This window comes from Acetobacter pomorum (genome assembly GCF_002738225.1).
In the GTDB taxonomy this organism is placed as follows: domain Bacteria; phylum Pseudomonadota; class Alphaproteobacteria; order Acetobacterales; family Acetobacteraceae; genus Acetobacter; species Acetobacter pomorum.
This window is the reverse complement of record NZ_PEBQ01000178.1, coordinates 20,976-47,577: the sequence shown is the minus strand read 5'-3', so window position 1 is coordinate 47,577 and position 26,602 is coordinate 20,976. Positions and strand designations below refer to the sequence as shown.

The 26,602-nt window shown below is 49.7% G+C and carries 22 protein-coding genes; 13 read left to right on the top strand and 9 right to left on the bottom strand.

Features of this window, described 5'->3' with window-relative positions; translation table 11 throughout:
• Positions 1–353: 353 nt before the first annotated feature.
• From atpH to atpC, 5 genes are read left to right on the top strand one after another with little or no spacing between them, the layout of a single operon-like run.
• A complete protein-coding gene (gene atpH, locus CSR02_RS14315) occupies positions 354–977 on the top strand; it encodes an ATP synthase F1 subunit delta (RefSeq protein WP_183172650.1) in 624 nt (207 codons plus the stop codon).
• A complete protein-coding gene (atpA, locus tag CSR02_RS14310; protein ID WP_042786311.1) occupies positions 977–2,512 on the top strand; it encodes a F0F1 ATP synthase subunit alpha in 1,536 nt (511 codons plus the stop codon). Before atpH ends, atpA begins: the two co-directional genes overlap by 1 nt.
• Before the next feature lie 18 nt (positions 2,513–2,530).
• Complete coding sequence (locus CSR02_RS14305; protein ID WP_099542105.1) at positions 2,531–3,421, top strand: F0F1 ATP synthase subunit gamma; 891 nt, start codon at positions 2,531–2,533, stop codon at positions 3,419–3,421.
• Positions 3,422–3,452: 31 nt separating this feature from the next.
• Positions 3,453–4,925, top strand: coding sequence for a F0F1 ATP synthase subunit beta (gene atpD, locus CSR02_RS14300; protein ID WP_042786309.1), 1,473 nt, complete (start codon positions 3,453–3,455; stop codon positions 4,923–4,925).
• A 27-nt stretch (positions 4,926–4,952) separates the two neighbouring features.
• A complete protein-coding gene (atpC, locus tag CSR02_RS14295; RefSeq protein ID WP_042786308.1) occupies positions 4,953–5,363 on the top strand; it encodes an ATP synthase F1 subunit epsilon in 411 nt (136 codons plus the stop codon).
• Positions 5,364–5,417: 54 nt separating this feature from the next.
• Here the strand turns inward: atpC and queF are convergent, their stop codons facing one another.
• Positions 5,418–5,888 (bottom strand): preQ(1) synthase, encoded by a 471-nt coding sequence (queF, locus tag CSR02_RS14290; RefSeq protein WP_099542104.1) that lies wholly within the window; start codon positions 5,886–5,888, stop codon positions 5,418–5,420.
• A gap of 117 nt (positions 5,889–6,005) precedes the next feature.
• On the opposite strand from queF, the gene rnd reads away from it, so the two are divergent.
• Positions 6,006–7,214, top strand: coding sequence for a ribonuclease D (gene rnd, locus CSR02_RS14285; RefSeq protein ID WP_099542103.1), 1,209 nt, complete (start codon positions 6,006–6,008; stop codon positions 7,212–7,214).
• Positions 7,215–7,243: 29 nt separating this feature from the next.
• Here the strand turns inward: rnd and CSR02_RS14280 are convergent, their stop codons facing one another.
• Positions 7,244–8,242, bottom strand: a complete 999-nt coding sequence (locus CSR02_RS14280) for an adenosine kinase (protein WP_099542102.1) — start codon at positions 8,240–8,242, stop codon at positions 7,244–7,246.
• Positions 8,243–8,399: 157 nt separating this feature from the next.
• Here CSR02_RS14280 and CSR02_RS14275 point away from each other — a divergent pair, with 157 nt between their 5' ends.
• The gene (locus tag CSR02_RS14275) at positions 8,400–9,140 is read left to right on the top strand and encodes a bactofilin family protein (protein WP_099542101.1); all 741 of its coding nucleotides are present in this window, start codon (positions 8,400–8,402) and stop codon (positions 9,138–9,140) included.
• Between the two features lie 79 nt (positions 9,141–9,219).
• Here CSR02_RS14275 and CSR02_RS14270 read toward each other — a convergent pair whose 3' ends face one another.
• The 5 genes from CSR02_RS14270 to cysT all read right to left on the bottom strand — a co-directional run bounded on the left by CSR02_RS14270 (position 9,220) and on the right by cysT (position 14,307).
• Complete coding sequence (locus CSR02_RS14270) at positions 9,220–9,813, bottom strand: GcrA family cell cycle regulator (RefSeq protein WP_099542100.1); 594 nt, start codon at positions 9,811–9,813, stop codon at positions 9,220–9,222.
• Between the two features lie 151 nt (positions 9,814–9,964).
• Positions 9,965–11,446, bottom strand: a complete 1,482-nt coding sequence (locus CSR02_RS14265; protein WP_099542099.1) for an amino acid permease — start codon at positions 11,444–11,446, stop codon at positions 9,965–9,967.
• A gap of 172 nt (positions 11,447–11,618) precedes the next feature.
• Positions 11,619–12,656: a sulfate/molybdate ABC transporter ATP-binding protein gene (locus CSR02_RS14260; RefSeq protein ID WP_099542098.1), complete on the bottom strand. Its 1,038-nt coding sequence runs from the start codon at positions 12,654–12,656 to the stop codon at positions 11,619–11,621.
• Positions 12,653–13,471, bottom strand: a complete 819-nt coding sequence (gene cysW, locus CSR02_RS14255; RefSeq protein WP_099542097.1) for a sulfate ABC transporter permease subunit CysW — start codon at positions 13,469–13,471, stop codon at positions 12,653–12,655. Before cysW ends, CSR02_RS14260 begins: the two co-directional genes overlap by 4 nt.
• A complete protein-coding gene (gene cysT / locus CSR02_RS14250; protein WP_099542111.1) occupies positions 13,468–14,307 on the bottom strand; it encodes a sulfate ABC transporter permease subunit CysT in 840 nt (279 codons plus the stop codon). Before cysT ends, cysW begins: the two co-directional genes overlap by 4 nt.
• Positions 14,308–14,825: 518 nt before the next feature.
• Here cysT and CSR02_RS14245 point away from each other — a divergent pair.
• The 6 genes from CSR02_RS14245 to CSR02_RS14220 all read left to right on the top strand — a co-directional run bounded on the left by CSR02_RS14245 (position 14,826) and on the right by CSR02_RS14220 (position 24,463).
• Positions 14,826–15,038, top strand: coding sequence for a hypothetical protein (locus CSR02_RS14245; RefSeq protein WP_183172648.1), 213 nt, complete (start codon positions 14,826–14,828; stop codon positions 15,036–15,038).
• Positions 15,039–15,254: 216 nt separating this feature from the next.
• Positions 15,255–16,922 (top strand): OprO/OprP family phosphate-selective porin, encoded by a 1,668-nt coding sequence (locus tag CSR02_RS14240; RefSeq protein ID WP_099542095.1) that lies wholly within the window; start codon positions 15,255–15,257, stop codon positions 16,920–16,922.
• Positions 16,923–16,947: 25 nt separating this feature from the next.
• Complete coding sequence (locus CSR02_RS14235; protein ID WP_099542094.1) at positions 16,948–17,982, top strand: sulfate ABC transporter substrate-binding protein; 1,035 nt, start codon at positions 16,948–16,950, stop codon at positions 17,980–17,982.
• Between the two features lie 640 nt (positions 17,983–18,622).
• Positions 18,623–19,813: an efflux RND transporter periplasmic adaptor subunit gene (locus tag CSR02_RS14230; protein WP_099542093.1), complete on the top strand. Its 1,191-nt coding sequence runs from the start codon at positions 18,623–18,625 to the stop codon at positions 19,811–19,813.
• Between the two features lie 5 nt (positions 19,814–19,818).
• A complete protein-coding gene (locus tag CSR02_RS14225) occupies positions 19,819–22,974 on the top strand; it encodes an efflux RND transporter permease subunit (protein ID WP_099542092.1) in 3,156 nt (1,051 codons plus the stop codon).
• A gap of 4 nt (positions 22,975–22,978) precedes the next feature.
• Complete coding sequence (locus CSR02_RS14220) at positions 22,979–24,463, top strand: efflux transporter outer membrane subunit (protein ID WP_099542091.1); 1,485 nt, start codon at positions 22,979–22,981, stop codon at positions 24,461–24,463.
• An 81-nt stretch (positions 24,464–24,544) separates the two neighbouring features.
• On the opposite strand, the gene CSR02_RS14215 is transcribed toward CSR02_RS14220, so the two are convergent.
• Entirely contained in the window at positions 24,545–24,751 is a 207-nt protein-coding gene (locus CSR02_RS14215; protein ID WP_042786295.1) for a cold-shock protein, read from the bottom strand.
• Positions 24,752–25,037: 286 nt separating this feature from the next.
• Complete coding sequence (locus tag CSR02_RS16895; RefSeq protein ID WP_183172643.1) at positions 25,038–26,567, bottom strand: hypothetical protein; 1,530 nt, start codon at positions 26,565–26,567, stop codon at positions 25,038–25,040.
• Between the last annotated feature and the right edge of the window lie 35 nt (positions 26,568–26,602).

Genomic DNA, 26,602 nt, shown 5'->3' with positions numbered 1-26,602 from the left:
GGCATAGCATAGTGGTAATGCAGTAGCCTTCCAAGCTACTGAGGAGGGTTCGATTCCCTCTGTCCGCTCCATTTTCATCTTCCCCAAAAAGATATTGTTCAAAAACTTCTCTACTCACTTGGTGAGGAAGAGTTATTTTTATTTGTGTATCTGGTGTCTTTTTGTGTTTCGTGTTTTGTGGTGGTTTATCGCCTGTTTTTGCGCTCTTTTGTGGGCACGAAGGATGGCGGAAATAAAATTGGCGCCTCAGGGATGTTGCGTGGGAATGATGAGCATGCTAGAGGCCGCGCCGATGGTTGCGTGCTGTTAAGCCTGCTAACGGATTAGCTGCGGCGCCGTCAGAGTTTGTTAGTGTGGAATGCCGGCGCGCACAGAAGGAAAGAACCAAAAGAGTGGTGGCCTCGGGCGTAACGACAGCACAACCGGTTGCTTTTGCTTCCAATGGTCTTGAAGGCCGTTATGCAACGGCGCTTTATGATCTTGCAGCCGAACAGCGCCAGTTGGATGCAGTGCTTGATGAAGGTGCCGCTCTTGCGCGCCTGATTGATGAAAGTGCGCCTTTGCGCACGGTGTTGGAAGACAGGCGTCTGGATATTCTTGTGTCTCGCAAAGCCGTTTTGGCTGTGCTTGAAGCGCAAGGGTTCGGGCAGATTCTTCGTAATTTTGTGGGTGTTGTGGCTGATAACCGCCGCCTACCTGTTTTGCGCCGGATTCTGGCAGCGCTGGATGCGTTGGCCGTTTCCCGCCGGGGTGAAGTGGTGGCAGAAGTTGTCAGCGCTTATCCGCTTACGCCAGAGCAGCGTGCCCAGGTGCAGGCACGGCTGGCTGAAGCCGGATACTCCCGTATCAATATTCGCGAGCGTGTCGATTCCTCCCTCCTCGGCGGTTTGGTCGTGCGGGTGGGGGCAAAGCTTTATGACGCCAGCCTTAAGACTCGCCTGTTTCGTTTGCATTACGCCATGAAGGGAGCCGCGTGATGGAAATCCGTCCCGCAGAGATTTCGGATATCCTCAAGCAGCAGATTGCCTCGTTCGACAAGGAATCTGATGTTGTCGAAACCGGCACGGTTCTGTCTGTTGGAGACGGTATTGCCCGTGTGTTCGGTCTGCAGAATGTAATGTCAGGCGAACTGGTGGATTTTCCGACCGCTGGTCAGAAGGGCATGGCCCTGAACCTGGAAAGTGATAACGTCGGTATCGTTATTTTCGGTGATGACACCAACATCCGTGAAGGTGATACCGTCACCCGGTCCGGTATGGTGGTGAGCGTTCCCGTTGGTAAGGGGCTGCTTGGCCGCGTTGTTGATGGTCTGGGTAACCCGATTGATGGCAAAGGTCCGCTGACAGACGTTGAGCTGCGTCGCGCTGAAGTTAAAGCGCCTGGCATTATGCCGCGTCAGTCCGTGCATGAACCCATGCAGACCGGTATTAAAGCCATTGATGCTCTTGTGCCGGTTGGCCGCGGACAGCGTGAATTGGTGATTGGTGACCGTCAGACCGGTAAAACCACCATTCTGACAGACACCATTCTTGCCCAGAAAACCGTGAATGATGAAGGTGACGACAAAAAGTCACTTTACTGCATTTACGTTGCTATCGGCCAGAAGCGTTCTACAGTTGCGCAGCTTGTGCGCCTGCTGGAAGAAAAAGGCGCGATGAAATACTCCATCGTCGTTGCCGCCACCGCATCCGATCCGGCTCCGCTGCAGTATCTGGCACCTTATGCCGCTTGCGCGATGGGTGAATACTTCCGCGATAACGGCATGCATGCCCTGATCTGCTACGATGATCTTTCCAAGCAGGCTGTGGCTTACCGTCAGATGTCCCTGCTGCTGCGTCGTCCGCCAGGCCGTGAAGCTTATCCGGGTGACGTGTTCTTCCTGCATTCCCGTTTGCTGGAACGTGCTGCGAAGATGTCTGATGAATATGGTGCAGGTTCCCTTACGGCTCTGCCTGTTATTGAAACGCAGGCCGGTGACGTTTCTGCCTATATTCCGACAAACGTTATCTCCATTACAGATGGTCAGATCTTCCTTGAAACGGATCTGTTCTATCGTGGTATTCGCCCTGCGGTGAACGTGGGTGGTTCTGTGTCTCGTGTGGGTTCTGCTGCACAGATCAAGGCCATGAAGCAGGTTGCTGGTAAAATTAAGCTGGAACTCGCGCAGTACCGTGAAATGGCTGCGTTCTCACAGTTTGCCTCTGACCTTGATCCGGCAACCCAGAAGATGCTGGCGCGTGGTGCCCGTTTGGTTGAGTTGCTGAAGCAGAGCCAATCTTCACCGCTTACGGTAGAAGAACAGGTTGTTGTGCTCTTTGCCGGTACCCGTGGTTTTGTTGATGGTATTGCCGTTGATAAGGTTGTGGGCTGGGAACGTGCGCTGCTGAACGATGTTCGGAGCGCAGGAAAAGATATTCTGGATACCATCAAAAAGGAAAAGGCTCTTTCCAAAGATCTGGAAGCGCGCCTGACTGAATATCTGACCACCTTCAACCGCAACTTTGCCGGCTAAGAGGGTAGATATCGTCCAATGGCTTCCCTAAAGGAACTCCGCGCGCGTATCGGAAGTATCAAATCGACACGGAAGATTACGAGCGCCATGAAAATGGTGGCGGCTGCCAAGCTGCGGCGGGCTCAGGCCAGTGCGGAAGCCGCGCGTCCCTATGCTGCGGCCATGCGCCGTATGCTGGGTGAGCTTGCCGCTGCCACAAAAGGTGAGGACGGTGCACCGCGCCTTTTGGCAGGCACAGGGCAGGACAAAGTGCATTTGCTGGTACCTCTGACCAGTGACCGCGGGCTTTGTGGTGGTTTTAACTCCAATGTGCATCGCCTGACAGTTCAAACAATCCGTCGCCTTCAGTCTGAAGGTAAAACGGTAAAGCTGTTGCCTGTTGGCCGGCGCGCGTTTAACTTTTTTTCGCGTGATTACGCTGATCTTATCATTGATAAGGTTGTCGGAGTTAGCGGTAAGGAAGTTCCTTTTTCTGCTGCCAGCAATTTGGGTGAAAAAATCAACGCCCTGCTGGAAGCGGGAGAGATTGATGTCTGCACACTTGTGTTCAACAAGTTTAAAAATGCGATGACGCAAGTGCCGACGTGTCAGCAGCTGGTGCCTATGGTTATGGATGAGGCAGACGAAAAACCTGCTGCGGCATCTAATGATGTGGCTCTGTATGAGTTTGAACCAGATGAAGGAACGCTGCTGGAAATGCTGCTGCCTCGTAATCTGCAGGTTCAGATTTATGCTTCGTTGCTGGAAACTGCAGCGGGCGAAAACGGTGCCCGTATGACGGCAATGGATAACGCCACGCGCAACGCTGGCCGTTCCATTGATAGTCTGAGCCAGGTTTATAACAGAACCCGCCAGACAAATATTACTAACGAATTGATCGAAATCATTTCGGGCGCACAGGCTGTCTGAGCCCGCTCATTTGCCCCGCAGGAGCTGACCCATGTCGGATACCACAACCCAGACCCAGGCCCCTGCGGCCACGAAGACCAATGCTGTTGGCCGCATTACCGAGATTAAGGGCCCGGTTGTTGACGTGCAGTTCGAAGGTGAACTGCCTAAAATTCTGAATGCCTTGCATGTCAAGCTTGGTGAGCACACACTGGTGCTGGAAGTTGCTCAGGAAATTGGTGAGCATGAAGTGCGCTGCATTGCCATGGACAGCACAGACGGTCTTATCCGTGGTGCAGAAGTGGCTGATACAGGTGCACAGATTTCCGTGCCAGTTGGCCCCGAAACGCTCGGTCGTATTCTGAACGTGATCGGTGAGCCGATTGATGAAAGAGGGCCTATCCCCACTTCTCGTCGTGCTCCTATCCATCGTCAGGCCCCTTCCTTTGAAGATCAGGCTGCTGCATCAGAAATTCTGATGACCGGCATTAAGGTTGTTGATCTGCTCTGCCCCTATCTTAAAGGTGGTAAAATCGGCCTGTTTGGTGGTGCCGGTGTGGGCAAGACCGTTATTATCCAGGAACTGATCAACAACATTGCAAAGGCACATGGTGGTGTGTCTGTGTTTGCAGGTGTTGGTGAACGTACCCGTGAAGGGAACGACCTGTATTACGAAATGCAGGACGCCGGCGTGATCAAGCTGGGTGAAAATGGATCTACCGAAGGCTCCAAAGTGGCGCTTGTGTTTGGGCAGATGAACGAACCACCTGGTGCGCGTGCCCGTGTTGCTCTTACGGGGCTGACACTGGCTGAATACTTCCGTGACGAAGAAAATCAGGACGTTCTGTTCTTCGTTGATAATATTTTCCGCTTTACGCAGGCTGGTTCGGAAGTGTCCGCTCTGCTGGGCCGTATTCCTTCCGCCGTGGGTTATCAGCCAACACTGGCTACGGAAATGGGCGCACTGCAGGAACGTATTACGTCCACTAAAAAAGGGTCCATTACATCTGTGCAGGCCGTGTACGTGCCAGCCGATGACTTGACTGACCCTGCCCCGGCCGCAACTTTTGCTCACTTGGATGCCACAACGGTTCTTAACCGTTCAATTGCAGAAATGGGCATCTACCCGGCAGTGGATCCGCTGGATTCCACATCACGTGCTCTGGATCCGCAGATTGTTGGACAGGAACATTATGATGTGGCCTGTGAAGTGCAGCGCATTCTGCAGACCTACAAATCCTTGCAGGATATCATCGCCATTCTGGGTATGGATGAACTGTCTGAAGACGATAAGCTGATTGTGGCGCGTGCCCGCCGTATCCAGCGTTTCTTGTCTCAGCCGTTCCATGTGGCGGAAGTGTTTACGGGTGCACCGGGTAAGCTGGTTTCCGTGGCTGATACCGTGCGTTCCTTTAAAGCCATCTGCGCTGGTGAATATGACGATCTGCCAGAAGCTGCCTTCTACATGGTAGGTTCTATTGAAGATGTTGTTGCTAAAGCAGAAAAACTGAGGGAATCGGCCTAACAGCCGGTTTCGGGAAGGAGCGCATTCATGCCGGTCCAGATTGAGATAATTAGTCCTGAAAAGGTTCTGGTGTCGCGTGAAGTAGATATGGCCGTTCTGCCTGGTATGGAAGGTGATATTGCTGCCATGCCAGAACGTGCGCCTATGATGCTTCTTCTGCGTGGTGGTATTGTGGCCCTGTATGAAGGGGAAACAGTAACGGATCGCTACTTTGTTGGCGGTGGCTTTGCAGATATTACGCCGACACGTTGCACAGTGTTGGCTGATAAGGCTGTGCCGGTAAGCGAAATTTCTATTGATAACGCCACAGCTCAGCTGGAGGCTTTGTCTGAAGCTTGGGATCAGGCGGATAAGACGGATACAACCCGTTTGAGTGTTCTGCAGGATCAGATTCAGGCTGTACGTGCTGAAATTGAAGCTGGTTCTTCAGCTGGCTGAGCATGTTGAGGCTATTAAAAAAAGCCACCTATATGGTGGCTTTTTTTATGGTTTTTAGCCACGTCCGCGGTAGGTAGGCACATCTTGTGCAGGCACCCAAACACCCACCGGGGGTTCACCTGTTTGCCAGAAAACATCAATTGGAATACCGCCGCGAGGGTACCAATAAGCACCAATTCTTAGCCACCGCGGCGCTAATCTTTCCACAAGCGTGGTCGCAATCTGAATTGAGCAGGCTTCATGGAAAGCACCATGATTGCGAAAACTGGTGAGATACAGTTTGAGCGATTTGCTCTCTACAATCCATTTGTCCGGCACATAATCAATCACAATATGCGCAAAGTCAGGCTGGCTGGTGATGGGGCAAAGTGATGTAAATTCTGGCGCAGTAAACCTTATCAGGTAATGTTTGTCTGGATACGGGGCTGGCACGCGTTCCAGAATGGCTTCTTCCGGGCTTTGCGGGGCGGCAACAGGTTTGCCAAGTTGGGTCAGTTGGTCTCGACCATCATCTGATGGGGTCATTATTTGCTCCTGCATGTCTGATTTTGCAGATGTTCCGTGAGTTGGCTTTTACGTCAAGTTTCACGTGTAACGTTTGGTCACTTCTTTTTCCAACAGTCTGGATGTATGAAGAAAAACATGGCCAGATCAGCAACACCTGAATTTCCTCCCGCACGCCTTATTTCCTCTACTCAGGAGTTAGAGGCGGCTCTTGCACCTTTTCATAACGAAAACTTCGTAACTGTTGATACGGAGTTTATGCGTGAGCAGACATATTGGCCGGAACTCTGTCTGGTCCAGATTGGCGCTACAGATGACATTGTGCTGATAGATGCGCTGGCTGAAGGAATAGATCTCACACCGCTCAAAAATCTTTTTGCAGATACAGCGGTGTTAAAGGTGTTTCATGCGGCCCGGCAGGATTTGGAAATTTTCCTTCATTTGTTTGATGCATTGCCAACGCCTCTTTTTGATACACAGGTTGCGGCCATGGTGGCCGGTTTTGGAGACCAAGTTGGGTATGACAGCCTGGTTGGTTCTTTAACTGGACATATGATTGATAAAAGCCATCGCTTTACAGATTGGTCTGTACGGCCGCTTTCTCCGGCACAGCTGACATATGCCGCGGGGGATGTAACGTGGCTGCGGCTGGTTTATGAACGGCTTGTAAAAAAGCTGGAGCAGGAAAAGCGTTTGGATTGGGTTGCGGCAGAAATGGCCGAGCTGGAAAATCCGGCCACTTTCCGCCCAGACCCGGAAAAACAATGGGAGCGCCTGCGCGCGCGCACCAACAACCGGCGCATGCTTGCTGTTTTACGTGCTGTTGCAGCCTTGCGTGAGCGTGAAGCCCAGCGCGTGAATGTCCCACGTCAGCGGCTTGTGAAAGATGAAAGCTTATTGGAAATTGCGGCAACCACCCCCGCAACAACAGAGGCACTTATGCGTGTCCGTGGTGTTTCACGCGGGTTGGCAGAAGGGCGTACCGGACAAGCCCTGCTGCAAGCTATCAAGCAAGCGCAGGCATTGCCGGATTCGGAGCTTCCGCGGTCTCCACGCGGCAAAAGCAAAGATACGCCGCGGCCTTCTGCATCCCTAGTGGCATTGCTGAAAGTACTTTTAACATCATGTTGTGAGAAACATGATGTTGCCCCGCGTTTGGTGGCCTCTGCGGATGATCTGGATGCTTTGGCACTGGACCCGGCGCAGCCTCATGCTGTGCTGGCAGGATGGCGGCGGAAGGTATTTGGCGAGACAGCACAGGCTTTGTGTGAGGGAAAAATAGCCTTGTGCGTAAAGTCCGGGCGTGTGGTGGCCATACCACAAAATGTGGAAGCGCCTTCTGCCTGATTCCAAGGCAGAAGGCATATCTATAAGGCTTAGAAGCCCATTTCTTCCCACAAGTTGGAAAGTGGGCGTGCGCCGTAGTGTGAGATAATCTCAGAAGCTGCAACTGAAGCCAGACGCCCACATTCCGGAAGTGTGCGGCCAGATGTCAGCCCGGCCATAAAGCCAGCAGCATACGCATCTCCAGCGCCTGTTGTATCCACAACCTGTGTGGGCACCGGCGCAACCTTGGTCATTTGCCCATCGTGTAGGACAACGCTGCCCAAGCCAGAGCGTGTGAGCGCTGCAAAAGTTGTATCCTGTGCGGTATGACGTGCAGCAACGTCAAAATTTTCTGTTTCGTACAAAGCGCAGATTTCATCCTCATTTGCAAAAAGGATGTCCACATGGCCTTTAACCAGATCAAGAAAGGCCTGACGGTGGCGCCCAACGCAGAATGGGTCTGAAAGGGAAAGAGCAACTTTGCGCCCGGCTGCATGTGCCAGTGCGGCTGCGCGGCGGAAAGCTTCCTGCGCATGAGGCGGATCAAACAGATATCCTTCCAGATACACAATGCTGGAATCGGCAACAACGTCAGGCAATACATCTTCTGGTGTAAAGCAGGTGCATGCGCCCAAATAGGTTGCCATTGTGCGCTGCCCATCCGGGGTGACCATAACAATGCAGCGTGCGGTGGGCAGGTTATCAAACACCTGTGTGTTCAAGGGCGCAGATGGAAAGGTAATGCCGTTGCCGCGCATATCTTCGGTAAACTGTTTGCTGGCCTCATCTCGTGCAACTTTGCCCAGATAGGCCACGCGTGCACCAAACTGGGCAGCAACAACACAGCTATTTGCCACAGACCCACCGCCCATAATCTGTTCGGGAGAGAGAAGGGCTTGCAATGTATCTGCGCGGTCAGCATCAATAAGTGTCATGCTGCCGGGGGTGAGGCCCTGCTTTTGCAAAAAGGCAGGTTCTACACGTGCCAGAATATCCGTAATGGCATTACCAATACCAAGGATGTCATATTTTACATCTGAAACAGTCATGATAACGGAAGATTTTCCTGAAAAATTTCATATACCGGCTATTTCGCTACAGTGCTGCCATAAAAAGGGCAACACTAGGCCTTATGGAATGCTTGCCGCAGGACCGCCTGGCTGTATAAGAAAATGAGTACATGGCGAGACGGTTTGATGCGGGTGGGTGCCTGAGCGGTGGGGCCCGTCCAATAGTGAACAGCCAGCAAGGCGGGGGATTTTCTTGTTTAAAAGACGTAAGCCCGAAGATAATCGGCCATCTGAGCAGTCTGGTTCCGCCAGTCAGGCGGGCGCACAGCGTTCCGCTGGCGGGTTTGGTTCCATTTTTTCTTCTAATCCAGCGGGAACGCCAGCAAAACCTGCGCCCCGCCCTGATACAGTAAAGGAGACCTCATCTATGGGTCGTGCGCCTCTTCCTTCCGGTTCCCCCCTGCCTTCTGGTGCGGGCCTGCCTCCGTTTCCGGGTGCTGCTGCAGCACGCGGCATGCCGCAGCAACCCCAGCAGCCTAAAAAGGATGTGCCGGAACAGCGCACTCTGGTTGTGGGGCGTGGTATTAGCGTGCAGGGCACGGTGCAGGATGCAGAACGCCTTGTGGTTGAAGGTACGGTTGAATCCAGCATGATTACCGCCAAAGAACTGGTGGTTATGCCGGGTGGCTTGTTCCGCGGCGGTGTTGAAGTGGAAAACGCAGAAATTGCAGGCACTGTTGATGGCACGCTGACAGCCCGCGGAAGCCTGACTTTGCAGGGCAGCGGCCGCCTGCTGGGCAAAGCTGCCTGCCACCGCCTAAAAGTTGAAGATGGTGGCCAGATTACCGGTCAGCTTGAAATGCTGAGCGGTGATGCGGCCTCCAAACCCGCTTCTGCAACGCCAGAACCGGAAAAATCCGCAGCAGCTGAAAGCTGATTGGCACGCCCCTGACTTGCCCCTGAAGGATTGTTTTTTAAAGCCTTCAGGGGATGGGGTTTTGATAATTTAAGAACAGTTAGGCGACGTTATCACGCCTGTCGCGCAGCCTTACATAGGCAATTTGCGCATGTTCCTCGCAATAGGGTTTGCCCGGTATTGGCGTGGCTCCACAAAAATGAAAGCCTGGAGTGCCTGGGTCTCCAATAGGCCAGCAGCAGGATGGGCCGCGGCGTTTTTGTGGTTCTGGGTCAGAAATACTGCGTAAAGATGCCTTGGGCTTGCTTTTGCTGGAAGCGGCAGGCTTTTCCTTTTTAACAGGTTTTTCTTCTGCTGTAGGGGCTGCCGGCGCAACGGGTGTTGTAACGCGAGCAGAAGTTGGAGCCTGTGGTTTTTCTGCTGCTACGGCGGGTGTGGCTTCAGCCTGTTTTGCAGGTTGAGAAGGTATGGCCGTTTGTGCTGTTGCGGGCGTAGAAGCTGCTTCTGTCTTTTCTGTTGTTTTGGGTTTGGCGTTACGCCGAATGGGAGAGGGCCGCGGTGGCAACCCCAGACGATGCGCCTTTCCGACAACTGCATTTTTGGTGATGGAAAGACGCCTGCCAATTTCTGCCGTTGAAAGACCTTCCGCCCATAATGCCTTGAGCTGGGCGATAATTTCTTCGGTCCACTCCATTTACGGCCACCTTACTAAAAATAATATTGCATCGTTCACGGGTAAAATACCACGCTTTCAGTCGCAGAGATATTACGGTGATGCCCGCTGCACCTCAAGAAGAAAGCCTGCAGAACAGGGAACTCCCAAAGAATAAGTTGGTTGCCACAGATTAGTCCAGCTTGTTTACAGAATCTGGTGTGTCCGGCAAATCATCTGTCAACGTAATGGAAAACTGCGTGGGTGGAACTAGGGGGAGAGGTTTGTGGCTAAAGATTTTCCAGCCAATAAACAGAATGATAGCCAGAATGGGAATGCAGGCGACGGAGAATGATCCTGTCGGGTAATCAAATGCCATCAGCACAATGACACTACAGAAAAACAGGATAGTAGCCCAAGATGTAAACGGTGCACCCGGCATGGCAAATCCGGTAGGGGCGATACGGCCAGCTTTGATAGCCTGCCGCAGTTTGATCTGACTGAGCAGAATAAAGCACCATGTGCTGATAATGCCTAAAGAGGCCAGATTAAGAACAATTTCAAAGATTTGCGCTGGCAGCAGATAGTTCAGAAAAACGCCAATAAGGTAAATGCCGACCGTTGTGAGAATGGCGGCAGAAGGCACGGATTGTTTGCTCATATGTGTGAGATAGCGTGGTGCCGAACCGTTTAGGGCCAGTGCGCGCAAAACGCGACCAGTGGAATATAGGCCGGAATTGAGACTGGAAAGTGCTGCTGTCAGCACCACGATATTCATAATGGAATCAACGCCCGATATACCCAGATGGGAGAAAAACGTTACAAACGGACTGGTGCCAGCCTGATAGGCAGACCAGGGCAGCAGCAGAACCAGTAAGGTAACGGTGCCCACATAAAAAATGGCAATGCGCCACATGACGTTATTGATGGCAGCAGGCAGAATAGAGCGCACATCCTGACATTCTCCAGCGGCGGTGCCTATCATCTCTATGCCTGAATAGGCAAAAATAACCCCCTGTGTCAGCGCCAGAGCTGGTAACACACCATGCGGAAACAGGCCTCCATGCTGTGTAATCAGGTTCAAACCGGTTTCGTGGTGATCTATGGGCATGCGCAGGCCCAAAATGGCGCTGCCAATAACAAGAAAAAGAACAAGTGCTACAATTTTGATAAGGGAAAACCAGAACTCCATTTCCCCAAACCATTTAACCCCAATCAGGTTCATGCCGGTTATGAGCAAAAGCGCCATCATGGCAAATACCCATTGGGGCATATGCGCAAATGTGCCCCAGAAGTGCATGTAAAGGGCCACAGCCGTAATATCGACAATGCCTGTCATGGCCCAATTGAAAAAAGACATTGCCCCGGCAATGTAAGATGCCTTGGGGCCCAGAAATTCCAAGGTGTAGGAAACAAAGCTGCCGCTGGTGGGGCGGTACATCACCAACTCACCCAAAGCGCGCAGCATAAGAAAACAGAAAACACCGCATACTAGATAAACAAGGGCCAACGATGGCCCAACAGCTTGCAAGAGGCCTCCCGCCCCTAGAAACAACCCTGTGCCAATAGCGCCTCCAATGGAGATCATCTGGATCTGCCGTTTATTGAGCGCGCGATGATAACCCTCTGATGTATGTGATGGCGTTGTGTGTGGGGCGGAGGGCGTATTGGGCATACAGACATTCCATGCAGATGGTGGTTCTGTGCCTTCACAGTAAAATGAAAATACAGAACCGATTTATACACAAATGCAAAAGGTTATAGTAAGTTCTTGCATATAAAACGTTATTCTAACGCAACATATAAAATGAGTGGTGTCAATCCAGTGTTATAAGAGGGCCTTTGCCTTACCGAATATTCGGGAAGATTTTACCCTGAGAAATATCGAGCCCAAATTTTTCATCTTCTGCATGCTCTGTTATTACAGGTGTTGTAATATCAAGTGTCCGCTGCGTGGTTTTTACAGTGTAATGATACAAACCATTTGGGTTTCGGGTTTGGGAAAGAATATGCGCGGCTCCCTTGTGCGCGACAAACCGGACCTCGGAGGGGCGAATAAAGACAGTTGTTTTGCCGTTATTTTCAGTTACCGGAAATGGCAGAACATCCGTATCTTCGGGAATAAAGTGTTTATTCTGTATCTCACCGGCAAACTCCAGAGTTTCACCTAGAAACTGCATGACAAAAGGTGTTTGTGGGTAAGCGTTAAGCGTATTGGCATCTGCATCCTGTACAATACGCCCATCCTGCATAACAACAAGCCTGTCAGCAATATCCAGAGCTTCTTCATGATCATGCGTAACAAGAATGGTGGTCAGGCCCAACTTGTCGTGAAGTTCGCGCAGCCAACGCCGAATGGTGCGGCGCACTATGGGGTCCAATGCTCCAAAAGGTTCATCCAGCAAAAGCAGCTTGGGTTCTGTGGCCAGTGCGCGTGCCAGAGCAACACGCTGCCGCTGGCCACCAGAAAGTTGATCTGGCCGGGCATGTGCCAAATGCGGCAATTGGATGAGATCAAGAAGATCCTGCACCCGTGCAGAAATATCTGCGCGATCTGGCCGATGTTTGCGAGGCAAAACATCAAGCCCAAAGGAAATATTGCGCGCCACACTCATATGCCTGAACAAAGCATAGTTCTGGAAAACAAAACCGGTTTTGCGTTTTGGAAGATCAGAATGACCAATGGGGAGGCCATCAATCAGCAAATGCCCCTCATAAACCGGAGACAGGCCACCAATTGCACGCAGCAAAGATGTTTTGCCAGCGCCAGATGGGCCAACAAGCGCAATAAAGGCCCCATCTTCAACAGTGAGGTTTATGTTGTCCAAAATCTTGCGGGAGGAGCCGGGCGCATATTGTGTAAATGACTGTAAGGTAACGCTCATGAAGGCTGTTTCCTAAAGGAATTCTCAAATAGGGTACGCAGCACAACAGTGCTCATGGCGCACAGGGCAAGAAGGGCGGCCATACTAAAGGCCGCAACTGTTTGGTAACCATTGTAAAGTGTTTCAATATGCAGGGGCATGGTTTCTGTCACACCCGGAATGTGACCAGATACAACAGAGACAGCTCCAAACTCTCCAATAGCGCGGGCTGTCGTGAGGAGAATGCCAGAAAGCAGTGCCCACCGTGCATCTGGCAAAGTTACCTGCCAGAGTGTTTGCCAAAAATTTGCACCAAGTAAAAATGCAGCTTCTTCTGCATCGCGCCCCTGTTGTTCCATATAAGGCATAAGGGTGCGCGTAACATAAGGAAAAGTTACAAACAGCGTGGCTAGTACTATGCCCGGCACAGCAAAAGCAATTTGCATGTTATGCGCAGTCAACCAGTTTCCCCACCAACCTTCCTGACCGAAAAGAAGAAGCCATATCAAACCCGCAATAACGGGCGAGACACTGATGGGAAGTTCTATCAGCATGATAAGAAAACGTTTGCCGACAAAAGAATATTTTGTCAGGCACCAGGCTGCGGCAATGCCACCCAGAGTGTTTATGACGGTGACAATAATGGTGACAAAAGCGGTCAGTCGAATAGCTGCAAGGGCATCTGGTTCTAAAAGTGTTGAGAAAGCCGTGTGAAGTCCCTGCCGGAGCGCTTCTGTAAAAATCAGCACAAGTGGCAGCAAAAGCATAAGAAGCACAACAGCATAACTGCAGCCGCATAGAATAAAGCGACTTATGGAAAAGCGTGCAGGTGTCATTTCACTTCTTCCATAATCAACCCGCGTGAAAGGCGCAGGCGCAAAAAGCTTACGCCAGCAAGGCAAATAAGTGCAGTAAGCAACAGCAGCACTGCAATGGTGGTGGCGCCGGAATAGTCAAACTCCTGCAAGCGCATAACGATCAGCAACGGCGCAATTTCACTCCGAAAAGGTTGGTTGCCAGCAATAAAGATAACAGACCCGTATTCTCCAATGCAGCGGGCAAAAGCCAGGCCAAAACCACTTAATGTTGCCGGCAGAATGGCCGGAAGAATAACCCGGTAAAATTTCTGAAAAGGCGTTGCACCAAGAAGAAAAGCCGCTTCCTCCACTTCTGAAGGAAAGTTTTGTAAAACAGGCTCAATTGTGCGTACCAGAAATGGCAGGCCTACAAACATCAGGGCAATTACAATCCCGGCTGGTGTAAAGGCAATCTGCAAACCTGCATGTGCCAGCAGCTTTCCCATCCAACCGTTGGGGCCATATAACGTAGCAAGGGTAATGCCAGTGACAGCCGTGGGAATGGCAAAAGGCAGATCAATGCAAGCAGTGATAATCCTGTAACCCGGCGGCTGAAGGCGGACCAATGTCCATGCCAGCAGAATACCCAAAGGAAGATCAAGCAAAGCGGCACAAAGTGCACAACTGAAGCTGACACGAAAAGCCGCAAGGACGCGTGTATCATGCAAAGTTTGCAATATAGTAGCTGTGCCATCCTGCCAGGGGCGCACAACAAGAGCAATAAGGGGTAAAACAACCAGCAATCCTACCCATAAAAGCGTGATACCAAAGGTAAGCGGAAAGCCGGGCAGGGTATGACGGCGCAGAAAGGACATGGGCAAGCAGATAAATCCATCGGGAGGCATGCTGTAAGCATAATTTGTTTTGAAAATGGAATATGCCATGCGGCATACTCTGTTGGTCAAACCATGCTGGGTCTTCTGAATTTTCCCTATGCTGTGATTATTAAAACATATCCTACCGCGAGAAATAACAAAATACGAAAAAGATACGTGCTAAAAAATTTTTGAGTGATTCGCGCAATTTTTTTGGTGTTTCAGAAAAGATTTCTGAGGCAGGTTTTTTAATAACTTATTGATAACAATCATAAAAATAACATACGTTGTTTTTCGTTGTTAAAAAAAACAACAAATCATAATGGTTTATTGTTGCGCAGTTGTGTGTTTCCTCATAATGTCATCTCGTAACAACGCAGCAGAATCACAAAGGTGATGCGCATGTATCCGGTTTGTTTACGAATGTGTAGGGCCATTCGATGTTGTTCATCCACGATGGGTGAACATACGCCTGTTTTCTCTTTCTGATCTGGCCGGATGCTTTGGTTGCCGGCTGGATGTTATATTTATCCAGAGGCATCAACATGCTGGAATCTCAAATTATTGAAGTAAATGGTACTTTTCTGGGTACTATTATCTTGGAAGCGGATCGATCCACACGTCGTTTTTATGCTGCGCATGAAAGTGTAAAGTCTTTGCACAACAGTAAGTTTGCGCAGACAGATGACCCGGTAGTGTCAGTTGCATATGTGTTTCGGCGGGGCCATTAGGGTGAGGTTTCGATATTGAAAATCGGCCTGAATGATCTGTTCCTTGCTTATAAAAAGTAACCTTTCTGGGAAAAATTTTGAATTTTAACCCAGAGGGTTACAGCAAGTTAATGGTTCTCAGGTCGAAACAATATACGTGAACGTGTGTTCAAATAAAATCATAAGTATTTTTTCATATGGGTTAAAAACAACCATGGAGGTTGTTGGGGGCGTTTAATGACAGGTTCCGTTCGCTCTGGTTTTTTGCTGACAACAGCCATATCGGGTCTGTTTTTTCCATGTGTATTACATGCAGAAACATCGGAAGCTGAGGTTGCGGCCTTGCGGCGTGAAATGGCCATGATGCGCCGTGACATGCAAGGTGAAATCCACCGTTTGCAAATGCGCGTTGCACGGTATGAGCATGTTGCACAAAGTAATGGCAAAAATGCCAAAGTGGCCTCTCATGCTGCACATCCACACCTTGTTGCAGCCGGGCCGGAAGAGCCGCAACCTGTGTTTGCAGAAGAACCTTCACACCCTGTGCAGCATGGTCCGCGCATGGGTGCGGAAGGGCATATTGCCCTGCCAGAAGGTCCGGTCGCATCATGGGCAGAATTCAAGGCCGCTTCGGCTAAGGAAGAAACCGTTCATATTGGCGGGATTCAGGTCGGCTTTCCAAAAGGTCGGCCGACCATTGCCTCAGATGATAAAGCATATGCTTTTTCTATCGGTTTGCTGGCGCAGGAAGATGTTGGCGGATTTTTTGGAATGTCTCCACGTAATGGAGAAACCAAAGGTAATTTTAATTCATTAACGCAAAATGCACGCCGTCTGCGTCTTTATCTTTCATGGAGATATAAGGATTGGGTCGTTAACGTCACGCCAGATTTTGGATCCAGCAGTGTGGATGGTACAGTGGGCTTGTTTGAAGCAAATCTGAACTACACAGGTTTGCGAAACACAACGCTGACAGTTGGGTATTTTCAGCCGCGTATGGAAGAAGAAAGTGCGGAACGTTCAGGCGCTTTCGAATTTCTGGAACGCCCGACCATTGTGGATCTGGTGCGTAATCTTGCCGGTGGTGTGGCGCGCTTTAGTATTGGTGGTGAACATTACGAAAAACGCTGGCTTGTTGCAGGATATTTTACGGGTCAGAAGTTTGGGGATCGGTCCAAGGATACAACTATCGTTGATAGTCAGACCGGTGCTGTTGTGCGGGCTGCGGGGCGGCCATATGTTTCAAAAGATATTGATGTACATGTGGGTGCAGGTGCAACATCCGTATTCAAGGTTAATGAAAACAGTAGTGGACGACAGCTAAAATTATCAGACAATATGGAAGTTCCTTTGGGAGAAACCAGCCTGCTAACATCTGGCGCATTGACGGATGTTGCACAAATTTGGGCGGCTGGTCCACAGTTGGCGCTACGTTGGAAACGTTTTTTGTTGAAGGGTGAATACTATCATATTGGCGTGCAGCGTGATCATCAGGCGCAAACCGTGCATCTGCCTTCCCTTGGGTTTGATGGTTGGTACGTGGCGGCTAACTATACTCTTTTAGGAACTCCTAGAGTTTATAGTGAAAAAACGGCAGCCTTTACTACACCTGGCGTAACGTATGATTTTGATCCGGCAACGGGACACTGGGGTGCGTTAGAAGTGAGTGGACGCTGGAGTGTGACAGATTTGTACGGCACGGAAAATCAGGGTGGAGAAGGTGTTAACGGAAACCAGCAGACTGTCTGGCAAGGTGGGTTCAATTGGTATCCTAACCGGCATATCAAGGTAATGTTGGATTACGCACACTTTATAGTCACGCGCTCCAAGGGTGTATCTGGGGGTGTTAATCTGTTTGGGCGTGATGGAAATGCGGTTGTTGGCCGTGTGCAGGCTGCATTCTAAAAACTGCTTTAAAGGTCTCATAATCATGAAAAATAAAACCTTTTCTTTGTCTCGCCGTCGCCTGCTTGTTGGAGCTGCTGCTCTGGGGGGAGGAGTCTTGTTGGGTGGGCATATAAAGCAGGCACAGGCTGCTTCTCTCAATCTGCTGAATGTTTCTTATGATCCCACGCGTGAACTTTATGCTGAAGTAGACAAGGCTTTTGCAGATACGTGGCATAAGGCACACCCAGAAGACAGTGTTACGGTAAAAACAGCACATGGTGGGTCTGGCGCGCAGGCTCGTTCTGTTCTGGAAGGTGTACCTGCAGATGTGGTGACACTGGGCTTGGCTTACGATATTGATTTGCTGGCTCAGAAAGGTTTGATTGCGCCAGATTGGCAAACGCGTTTGCCGCATAATTCTACGCCTTATACAAGCACAATTGTTTTTCTTGTGCGCAAGGGAAACCCAAAAAATATTAAAGATTGGTCAGATTTGGTGCGTGATGGCGTGCAGGTTATTACGCCTAACCCCAAAACATCAGGCGGTGCACGCTGGAATTATCTGGCCGCGTGGGGCTGGGCTTTGCATCAAAACAGTGGTTCGGAAGATGCTGCAAAAAACTATCTGAAAAGTTTGTTTAAGCATGTTCCTGTTTTGGATACCGGAGCGCGGGGCGCAACAAACAGTTTTGTGCAGCGTAATCTGGGGGATGTATTACTGGCATGGGAAGATGAAGCTTTGATGGCTGCCCGTGATATTGGGCCAGACAAGTTTGATATTGTTGTGCCCTCACAAACCATTCTTGCAGAACCACCTGTTTCTTTGGTGGATAAAAATGTAAAGGCGCATGGCACAGAGGCTGTTGCCAAAGCATATCTGGAGTTTTTGTTTAGTCCAGAAGGCCAGAAAATAGGAGCCAAGCATTATTTTCGCCCGGTAGATCCAGCTGTATTATCAGAGTATGGGCAGGTTTTTCCAAAGGTAGAGACGTTTGATGTTGCAAGTCTTGGTGGTTGGACAAAGTTGCAGAAAGACCATTTCTCCAATGGAGGAATTTTTGACAGCCTTTACAGATAAGTCATGAATTGCAAAAATGTATGAGAGTACACATGGCGCTGGCATTTTATGTGAGCGCCATGTAGCCGTTATATGATCAAGCATGACTGTGCTGAAAATTTATATAAATGTGCAGTCTCCAGTATCAAGTAAAAGGGATAGATAGATCCTTTATCTGTGTGGATGGCTGAAGTTTTTTTATTATATATTTAAACACATTAAGAATAATTGCATCTATAATGTATTTATGTAATATAAATCAGTATAATATAGAAATATAAAAGAATATTTAATTTAAAATTAGAAATATACGCTTAAAGGCTTGTGTGTAATACACTACACAGCATATTATCACAAAAAAGTGATCATGACACAATCAGATCCAGACTGCTATGCCGAGAGTCGCTGTACCCGGTAGGATTGTTGCGTTCTAGGCAAACCAGATATGAATATAGTGTTTGACAAGCCGAAGGTTTATGCAAGAAACAGGACCAAAATGATCTTGTATAGGCAGTTCCTGGTTGTATCCTGAAGGGCTGACATTGTGCGGATGAAATATGTGGTTTTTTGCGCGTGCAGGGTGAGCAAGATGTTAATTTAAAACAGTATCTGTAGAGGTTGGAGCAACGATTATTTTAAAATTTCTTAAAAGGATTCCCATATGAAGCGGGAAGTCAGAGGTTTAACCCATGCTGCTGTTGTGGGGATGCTTATAGGATTGTCAGGGTGTGATCAAAAGGCATCAACCCCTGAAATGCCACCGCAGAGCGTGCAGATTCAGGTTATGAAAAAGCAGTCTGTTGCGGTGCATACATCTCTTCCCGGTCGTACGGATGCCTTTGAAATTGCACAAGTTCGCCCTCAGGTTACGGGTGTTATTGAAAAACGATTGTTCCGTGAAGGCGCAGATGTTGTTGCGGGCCAACAACTCTATCAGATAGATCCTTCACGGTATAAAGCGGTGTATGATACAGCGCGCGGGCAGTTGGCTGAAGCACAGGCAGCCGAGGTAACAGCACGCGCCAAATTAAACCGTTATCGCGGTCTTGTACAATCCCATGCGGTGAGCCAGCAGGATTATGATGATGCCCTGGCCGCAGAAAAGGAAGCCCAGGGGCGTATTCTGAACGCACAGGGGCAGGTGGAAAGCGCCCAGGTGAATCTGGGCTATACAAAAATGTATGCGCCTATTTCCGGCCGTATCAGCCGTACGCTGATAACCGTTGGCGCATTGGTTACAGCAAACCAGACAGACAATACGGCCATCATTACGCGGCTGGACCCTATTTATGTTGACGTCAATTTGCCCGCCATCACGCTGCTACGCCTGAAGCGAGAACTGGCAGATGGACGTATTCAACGGCAGGAAGATGGCAAGGTTCCGGTAAAAGTGACATTGGAAGATGGATCTGTATATGAACATACAGGCCAGATGGCACTTTCTGAAGTGAATGTGGATACGGCCACATCCACCGTTATTGTACGTGCCATCATGCCCAATCCGGATAAGTTGCTGCTACCCGGTATGTATGTGCATGCCCAGTTGGATGAAGGTGTGGACCCCGCAGCTCTTGTCGTGCCGCAGGATGCCGTAACACGGAACACACATGGTGATCCGCAGGTGTGGGTGGTGAAACCCGATAACACGGTTGATCTGCGCCAGATCACGACCGGGCAAACCGTTGGCAGCAGTTGGATTGTGACATCCGGGCTGAAGGAAGGCGAACGCATTGTTGTGGAAGGGCTGCAAAAAATTGCGCCCGGCGCCAAGGTGGATCCGCATGAAGAGGCCTCACAACCCGCAGCCAGTGCGACTAGCCCCGTAGATCAGAACTCTCAAAAGAGCCAGTAACCAGCATGAGCCTTTCACGTTTTTTTATTGATCGGCCAATTTTTGCGTGGGTGATCAGTCTTATCATCATGCTGGTTGGGGGGCTGTCCATTTTTCGGCTGCCTATTTCCCAGTATCCCAGCATTGCGCCACCACAAATTGCTATCAGTGTCACGTATCCGGGTGCCTCGGCTGATACGGTGAATGATACCGTTGTGCGCCCGATTTTGCAGCAGATGTTCGGGCTGGATCATCTGGAGTATATCTCGGCACAATCCTATGCCTCGGGTCAGATGGAAATTGATCTGACCTTTGCGCAGGGAACGGACCCTGACATTGCGCAGGTACAGGTACAAAACAAGCTCCAGCTTGCGCAACCAAAACTGCCAACAGAGGTCACAGCACAAGGCCTGAGTATTACCAAAGCCGTGAAAAACTTCATGCTTGTGGTGGCCTTTATTTCCACCGATGGCAGCATGAATGGTGGTGATATTGCAGATTATGTGGCGTCTAATATCTCGGACCCACTCAGCCGTGTTTCTGGTGTTGGGGACCATACGCTGTTTGGTTCCGAATATTCCATGCGTATCTGGATGGATCCTGCCAAGTTGTTCAACTATGGCTTGACCGTAAGAGATGTTGAAACAGCTATTCAGACCCAGAATATCCAGCTTTCATCTGGTGAGCTTGGCGGCTTGCCAGCCACCAAGGGTATTCGGCTGGATGCCACCATTATTGGTCCGCAACGTCTGACATCCCCAGAAGAGTTTCAAAGAATTCTGCTGAAGGTGCAGCCCGATGGCTCTCAGGTGCGTATTCAGGATATTGCCAAGGTTGAGCTGGGGCCGCAGACTTACAACACCAATTCCTATTACAACAATATGCCCGCTTCTGGCATGGCGCTCAAACTAGCGCCGGGTGCAAACCAGATTGCAACAGAGGCTGCTGTACGGGCCCAGTTGCAGGAGCTGGAACAGTTTTTTCCGCCGGGTTTGAAAACCGTTTATCCGCTGGATACCGAACCTTTTATTACACTTTCCATTGAGGAAGTGGTTGAAACACTGCTGGAAGCCATTGGCCTTGTTTTTCTGGTCATGCTGGTGTTTTTGCAGAACTTTCGCGCCACGCTTATTCCCACCATTGCGGTGCCCGTTGTGCTGTTGGGTACTTTCGGGCTGCTGAATCTGTTGGGCTATTCCATCAATACGCTCACCATGCTGGCCATGGTGCTGGCTGTTGGCCTGCTGGTGGATGATGCCATTGTGGTGGTGGAAAACGTTGAACGTGTCATGACGGAAAAGCAGCTTTCCCCGCGAGAAGCTGCCCGTGTTTCCATGGATGAAATTTCTGGTGCGCTTGTTGGCATTGTGCTGGTGCTGTCTGCCGTGTTCCTGCCTATGGCGGCGTTTTCTGGGTCAGTAGGGGTTATTTATCGGCAGTTCTCCATCACCATTGTTTCGGCCATGTGGCTTTCTGTGTTGGTGGCTATGGTGCTGACACCTGCTTTGTGCGCCACTATGCTCAAACCTGGTCAGCATGAAAAAACCAAAGGTCTGGCCGGGTGGTTTAACCGCCACTTTGCAAGGCTGACGCAAGGATACCTTGGTGGTGTAAATTACCTTCTGCGGCATTTTGTGCTGGCAATGGGGGCTTTTGTTCTTATTACAGCTGTTGTGGTTGTTTTGTTCCTGCGGGTGCCGGGTGGCTTTTTACCGGATGAAGATCAGGGGCTTATTTTTGGGCAGATTACCATGCCGCCCAATGCCCCCATGGAAAAAACAGCCGAGATCAATCACGATGTTGCGGACTATATTCTCAAGACAGAAGCAGATTCCGTTGAATCTGTTTATGCCGTAAACGGCTTTAACTTTGCCGGGCAGGGCCAGAACTCTGGTGCGTTCTTTATCCGTTTGAAAGACTGGTCTGTCCGCCCGAAGGCTTCACAATCTTCTGCGGCCATTGCAATGCGGATTATGATGCACTTTTGGGGCAGCCCCAAAGCGCAAATTTTTGCGTTTAATCCGCCAGCAGTTCTGGAGCTGGGTAACGCAACAGGCTTTGACCTGGAACTGGAAGATCGGGCTCATCTAGGGCATCAGAAACTGCTTGAAGCCAGAAATATGATTCTGGGTCTTGCTGCGCAGGACCCCAGCCTGATGGCCGTGCGCCCGAATGGCATGGAAGATGCGGGCCAGTATCATCTGGATATTGACCGCGAAAAAGCAAATGCCCTTGGTGTGACAATTGATGATATCAACACCACGATTGAGGGGGCGTTGGGGTCCATTTACGTCAACCAGTTTACACGTAATGACCGTGTCAAGCAGGTGTATATTCAGGGTGTTGCCAGTTCCCGCATGCAGCCGCAGGATCTGGATAAATGGTATATCCGCAATTTTACAAACACATTGGTGCCGCTGAATGCTTTTGTAAGTGCCCATTGGATTTCTGGCCCGCAGAAGGTTGAAAACTATAACAGCTTCAACGCTTTTGAAATTTTGGGCCAACCGGCGGAAGGGTACAGTTCTGGGCAGGCGCTGGCAACAATTACCAATATTCTGAAAAAACTGCCCGCAGGGATTGGGTATGAATGGACGGGCCTGTCTTTTGAACAGAATGCATCAGGTTCTTCTACAGGCCCACTCTATGTGCTGGCTATGATTGTTATTCTGTTGTGTCTGGCGGCTTTGTACGAAAGTTGGGCTATCCCTCTGGCCGTTGTGCTTGTGATTCCTCTGGGGGTTATTGGTGCAATTATCGCAACACTTGTGCGGGGGTTGGCAAACGATGTCTATTTCCAGGTAGGGCTGCTTACAACAGTTGGGTTGGCGGTAAAGAACGCCATTCTGATTGTTGAATTTGCCAAAATGGGTTTTGAGCAGGGTAAAACTTTGGAAGACGCTGTTTTAACAGCAGCGCGAGAACGTTTGCGCCCCATTTTGATGACATCCATTGCCTTTGTGGTGGGGGTTTTTCCGCTGGCTATTGCATCTGGTGCGGGGTCTGCCGCGCGCGTTGCCATTGGCACGGCCGTGGTGGGCGGTATGGCATCAGCAACATTGCTGGCGGTTTATTTTGTGCCGGTATTCTTTGTTGTTGTGCTTCGGCTTTTCAAGGTGAAGCGGATCAGCGAACGGACAGACCCGCATGCCCAAGTGATACATACTGACGGACACGAGTAAAATTATGACGCATTTTTCTGCATTACGTCAGCCACGCCTGTACCGTCGGGTTACGTGTTTTGCCTTGTCTGTTGGGCTTTTGGGTGGTTGCACCATGATCCCCAAATACAAGCGGCCTCATCCGCCGCTTGCGCAGACATGGGCAGATTATCAGCATACAGACAATACTATGCTGCAAAAGGCGGCATCCGATATTGGCTGGCGAGACTTTTTTATAGATCCGCGTTTGCAACAGCTGATTACCATTGCCTTGCGTGAAAACAGAGATATCCGGCAGGCCGCAGCCAGCATTATGGAAGCACAGGGGCGGTATGATATCCAGCATGCTGGGCTGTTCCCCAGTATTGGGGCAACGGGTGGGCCCATGTATCAGGCACCATCGGATGCTGCTGGTTTGAGCTTTGCGCCGGGTTTGGATACCGATAAAACAAGTAACGGTATGGCGCGTGATCCGTTCCGTTTCTATCAGGGCGGGATAGGGTTTTCTGCCTATGAAATTGATATTTTTGGCCGTATCCGCTCTCTTAGCCGGGAGGCCGCAGAGGAAACACTTGCCCAGCGCGAAAACCTGCGCGGTGTAACCATTAGTATTATTGCGCAGGTTGCCAATGCCTATATTGCGTGGTTAGGAGATAGGCAGGCTGTTACACTTGCACAAAATACCTTAAGCAGCCAGCAAAGTACACTGCAGCTTATTCAGGATAAATATAACCATGGAGAAGCTGATCTGCTGACTGTCAGGCAGTCAGAAACGCAGGTTGCGCAAAGTGCTGGCCTGTTGGCTGATTCTCAAAGAAAGGTAGAACAGGATGAAAATCTTATCAGCCTGCTGATAGGTGCGCCCATTCCTGCAAATCTGCCGCCGCCTTCTGTTTTGGGGCAGCAAACCCTATTGGCGGATGTGCCAGCGGGCCTGCCGTCAGATCTGCTGAACCGTCGGCCGGATATTGTGCAGGCTGAGCATGACCTGTTATCTGCACAGGCTGATATTGGTGCCGCACGCGCTGCATTTTTTCCGCGTATTACACTTACGGCCAGTGATGGCATTTCTAGTTTGCAGTTCCACAAACTGTTTACATCAGCAGCAACAACTTGGGGAGTTAACCCCAATATTCAGATCCCCTTGTGGACATGGGGCCAGAATTCAGGAAACCTGAAAGCTTCCAAGGCACGTCGGGATAGCAAAATTACAGCTTACGAAAAAACGGTTCAAACCGCGTTTCGGGAAGTGGCAGATGCACTGGCTGGCAGAAAAGCATATCTGGATGAACAGAAGCAGGTGGATGCTTTGGTCAGTGCGTCAGGCGATACGTATCGTCTTGCAAAAATGCGTTACGATGCAGGGATTGATTCTTATTTAACCACTCTGGAATCACAACGTGCTTATTTGCAGGCACAGCAAAACCAGATTTCTGTTGATGTATCCCGGTATCAAAATCTGGTCACCCTTTATCGCTCACTTGGAGGTGGGTGGAAAGAAAAAGGGTAGGAACCTATTTGGAAATACTACAAATAAAAAGCCGCCCTAAAAGGGCGGCTTTCCACAGCATAAAACTGCGATTTAAAGCAATTAAATTGCTTTAATGCTAACCGCAGATGTTTTGCCGTTACGGCCAGCTTCCAGTTCATAAGAAACGTGCTGACCTTCGGTAAGGGTATGCATACCGGCGCGCTCAAGCTCAGAGATATGAACGAACGCGTCCTGTCCCCCGTTATCCGGCTGAATGAAACCAAAACCCTTTGTGGGGTTAAACCATTTTACGGTGCCTGTTGCCATAACAAGGCTCCTTTTTCACAACAGCGGTCGTGCACAAAATACACACGAAATCATAACTTTTAAGGAGAAAAACTGACGCAACATGCGCCGATGACTCAGATAAAAGCATCCGCTTGCGTTATCTAATGTGCGTAAAACAAAAGGAATGCAAGGAGAAACTGATGAGTTGCTAAAAATTAAATTATTATTTCCAAGCCAACACACTGTATAATAATATTTTTCAGTATTTTTATTTTTAAATTTCCAAATTCAAAGGAAGGTATCAGCATATAAATTCATGTGGAGGTTATTGTTTTAAAAGAGGCAGGGAGAGTCGATCATTTCTGATATAGACGGACGATCCTTGAGGTATTTGCGTATAGTGTGTGCGCAGAAGATCAACCACACAAGACATAAACTTTTTCGGGTCATGCACCCCCCAGATCACCCAGCTATCAAAATAAATGGCAGGGGGCATCTCTTTGGGTAAATCAACGCATAAATCACGATTGTATCCATGCCACGGGTGGGCTGCATAATCGGCTTCCCACGGGAGATAGGCGTGATATTTCTTTATAGGGAAACGATGCGCCAGAAGGTAAACATCGGGGCTGTAGGGAACAGCCAGAATCCGCTCATCGGGGCGTGTATAGGCGCGAATGGTTCTGGTAAAATCAACAGAGTCATTTTGTGTCAGATGCCATCCAGCCGCACGTCTTTGTGCCAGTGTCTGCCCCCACGGGGAGGAGATGGCATGTTGGGAAGAAAGAAATAGCCCTCCAACGCTTCCCAATGCCAGAAGCGATAAAATATTGGGATAATTTTTTAAACAGACTGTGGTCATCACGCAGGCCAGAGCAAAAGCGGCCATAAGAAAAGCCCCGTTTTGAAAACCGTCCATTCCCCGTATCTGCAATGTCATCAGCCCACAAATTACCAGAAGGGCAGAGAATTTATATGTGCTTTTCCAAACAAGAAGAAAACTGCCAAGACTGAAAGTTATGACAGCCAGTGTTTCTATAATGCGATCAGGCGCGAGAGAAAGCGCCATACCGTGCAAAAAGGCATCTATGCCAAAGGGAATGTAATGTGCGTACCATTTCTGGTTGGCGATAATATGGAAAGCAATCATGCCACCAATATCACCATACAAAACAAGCCAGATGGTCGTTATCAAACAGGCACAAAAGCACCCTAGCGTTATCTCTTTTATGGTTTTTTTGTAAGCTGAATGGTTAAACATCCAGATCAGGAAAGGGATAGCGTAAAATAAAATGGCGAGTGGACCAAACGCATAGGCTACAAAAGGCAGAAGCGCTGTGGCAAAACCTCCCCAAAACGCCTGAGGTAGAGAGACTGGCCTATTAAAGCAAAGTGGCAAGACAACAGTTGCCATACTGATAACAGTTAGGGCACCGCCAATGGGCCAATAGCTGTCCAGATTCAGGCCTTGCACGGTCCAGACAGTGGCAATGCCTCCCAACCACATGGCGGTGGCCAGATAACGCTGCCAGTGAAAGATAAAAAGAGACGTATGAAAAATGGCCAGTGCGGCAAGGCTGGCCATAAAGGTAGAAACAAGCCGGAAAACCCAAAGATGTGCAACACCAGCAATCGGCCCTAATATCCATGAAAGCATGAAAACAAGAGGCCCATGCGCATCAATATAATCCCGATAAAGCCGATCCCCATGCTGCATGGTGAGAACACCAAGAATGTGCCCGGATTCATCGCTGAAGGGTAGGCTGCCAAAGCCTTCTATATTTCTGACTATGAAGAAACTTGCAAAAACGGAAAATAGAACCAGCGGCGTTATCAGTTTTTTGGTAACGCGCATATTGGCTCTATTTTCCGTTTGGTTGCATATGCGGA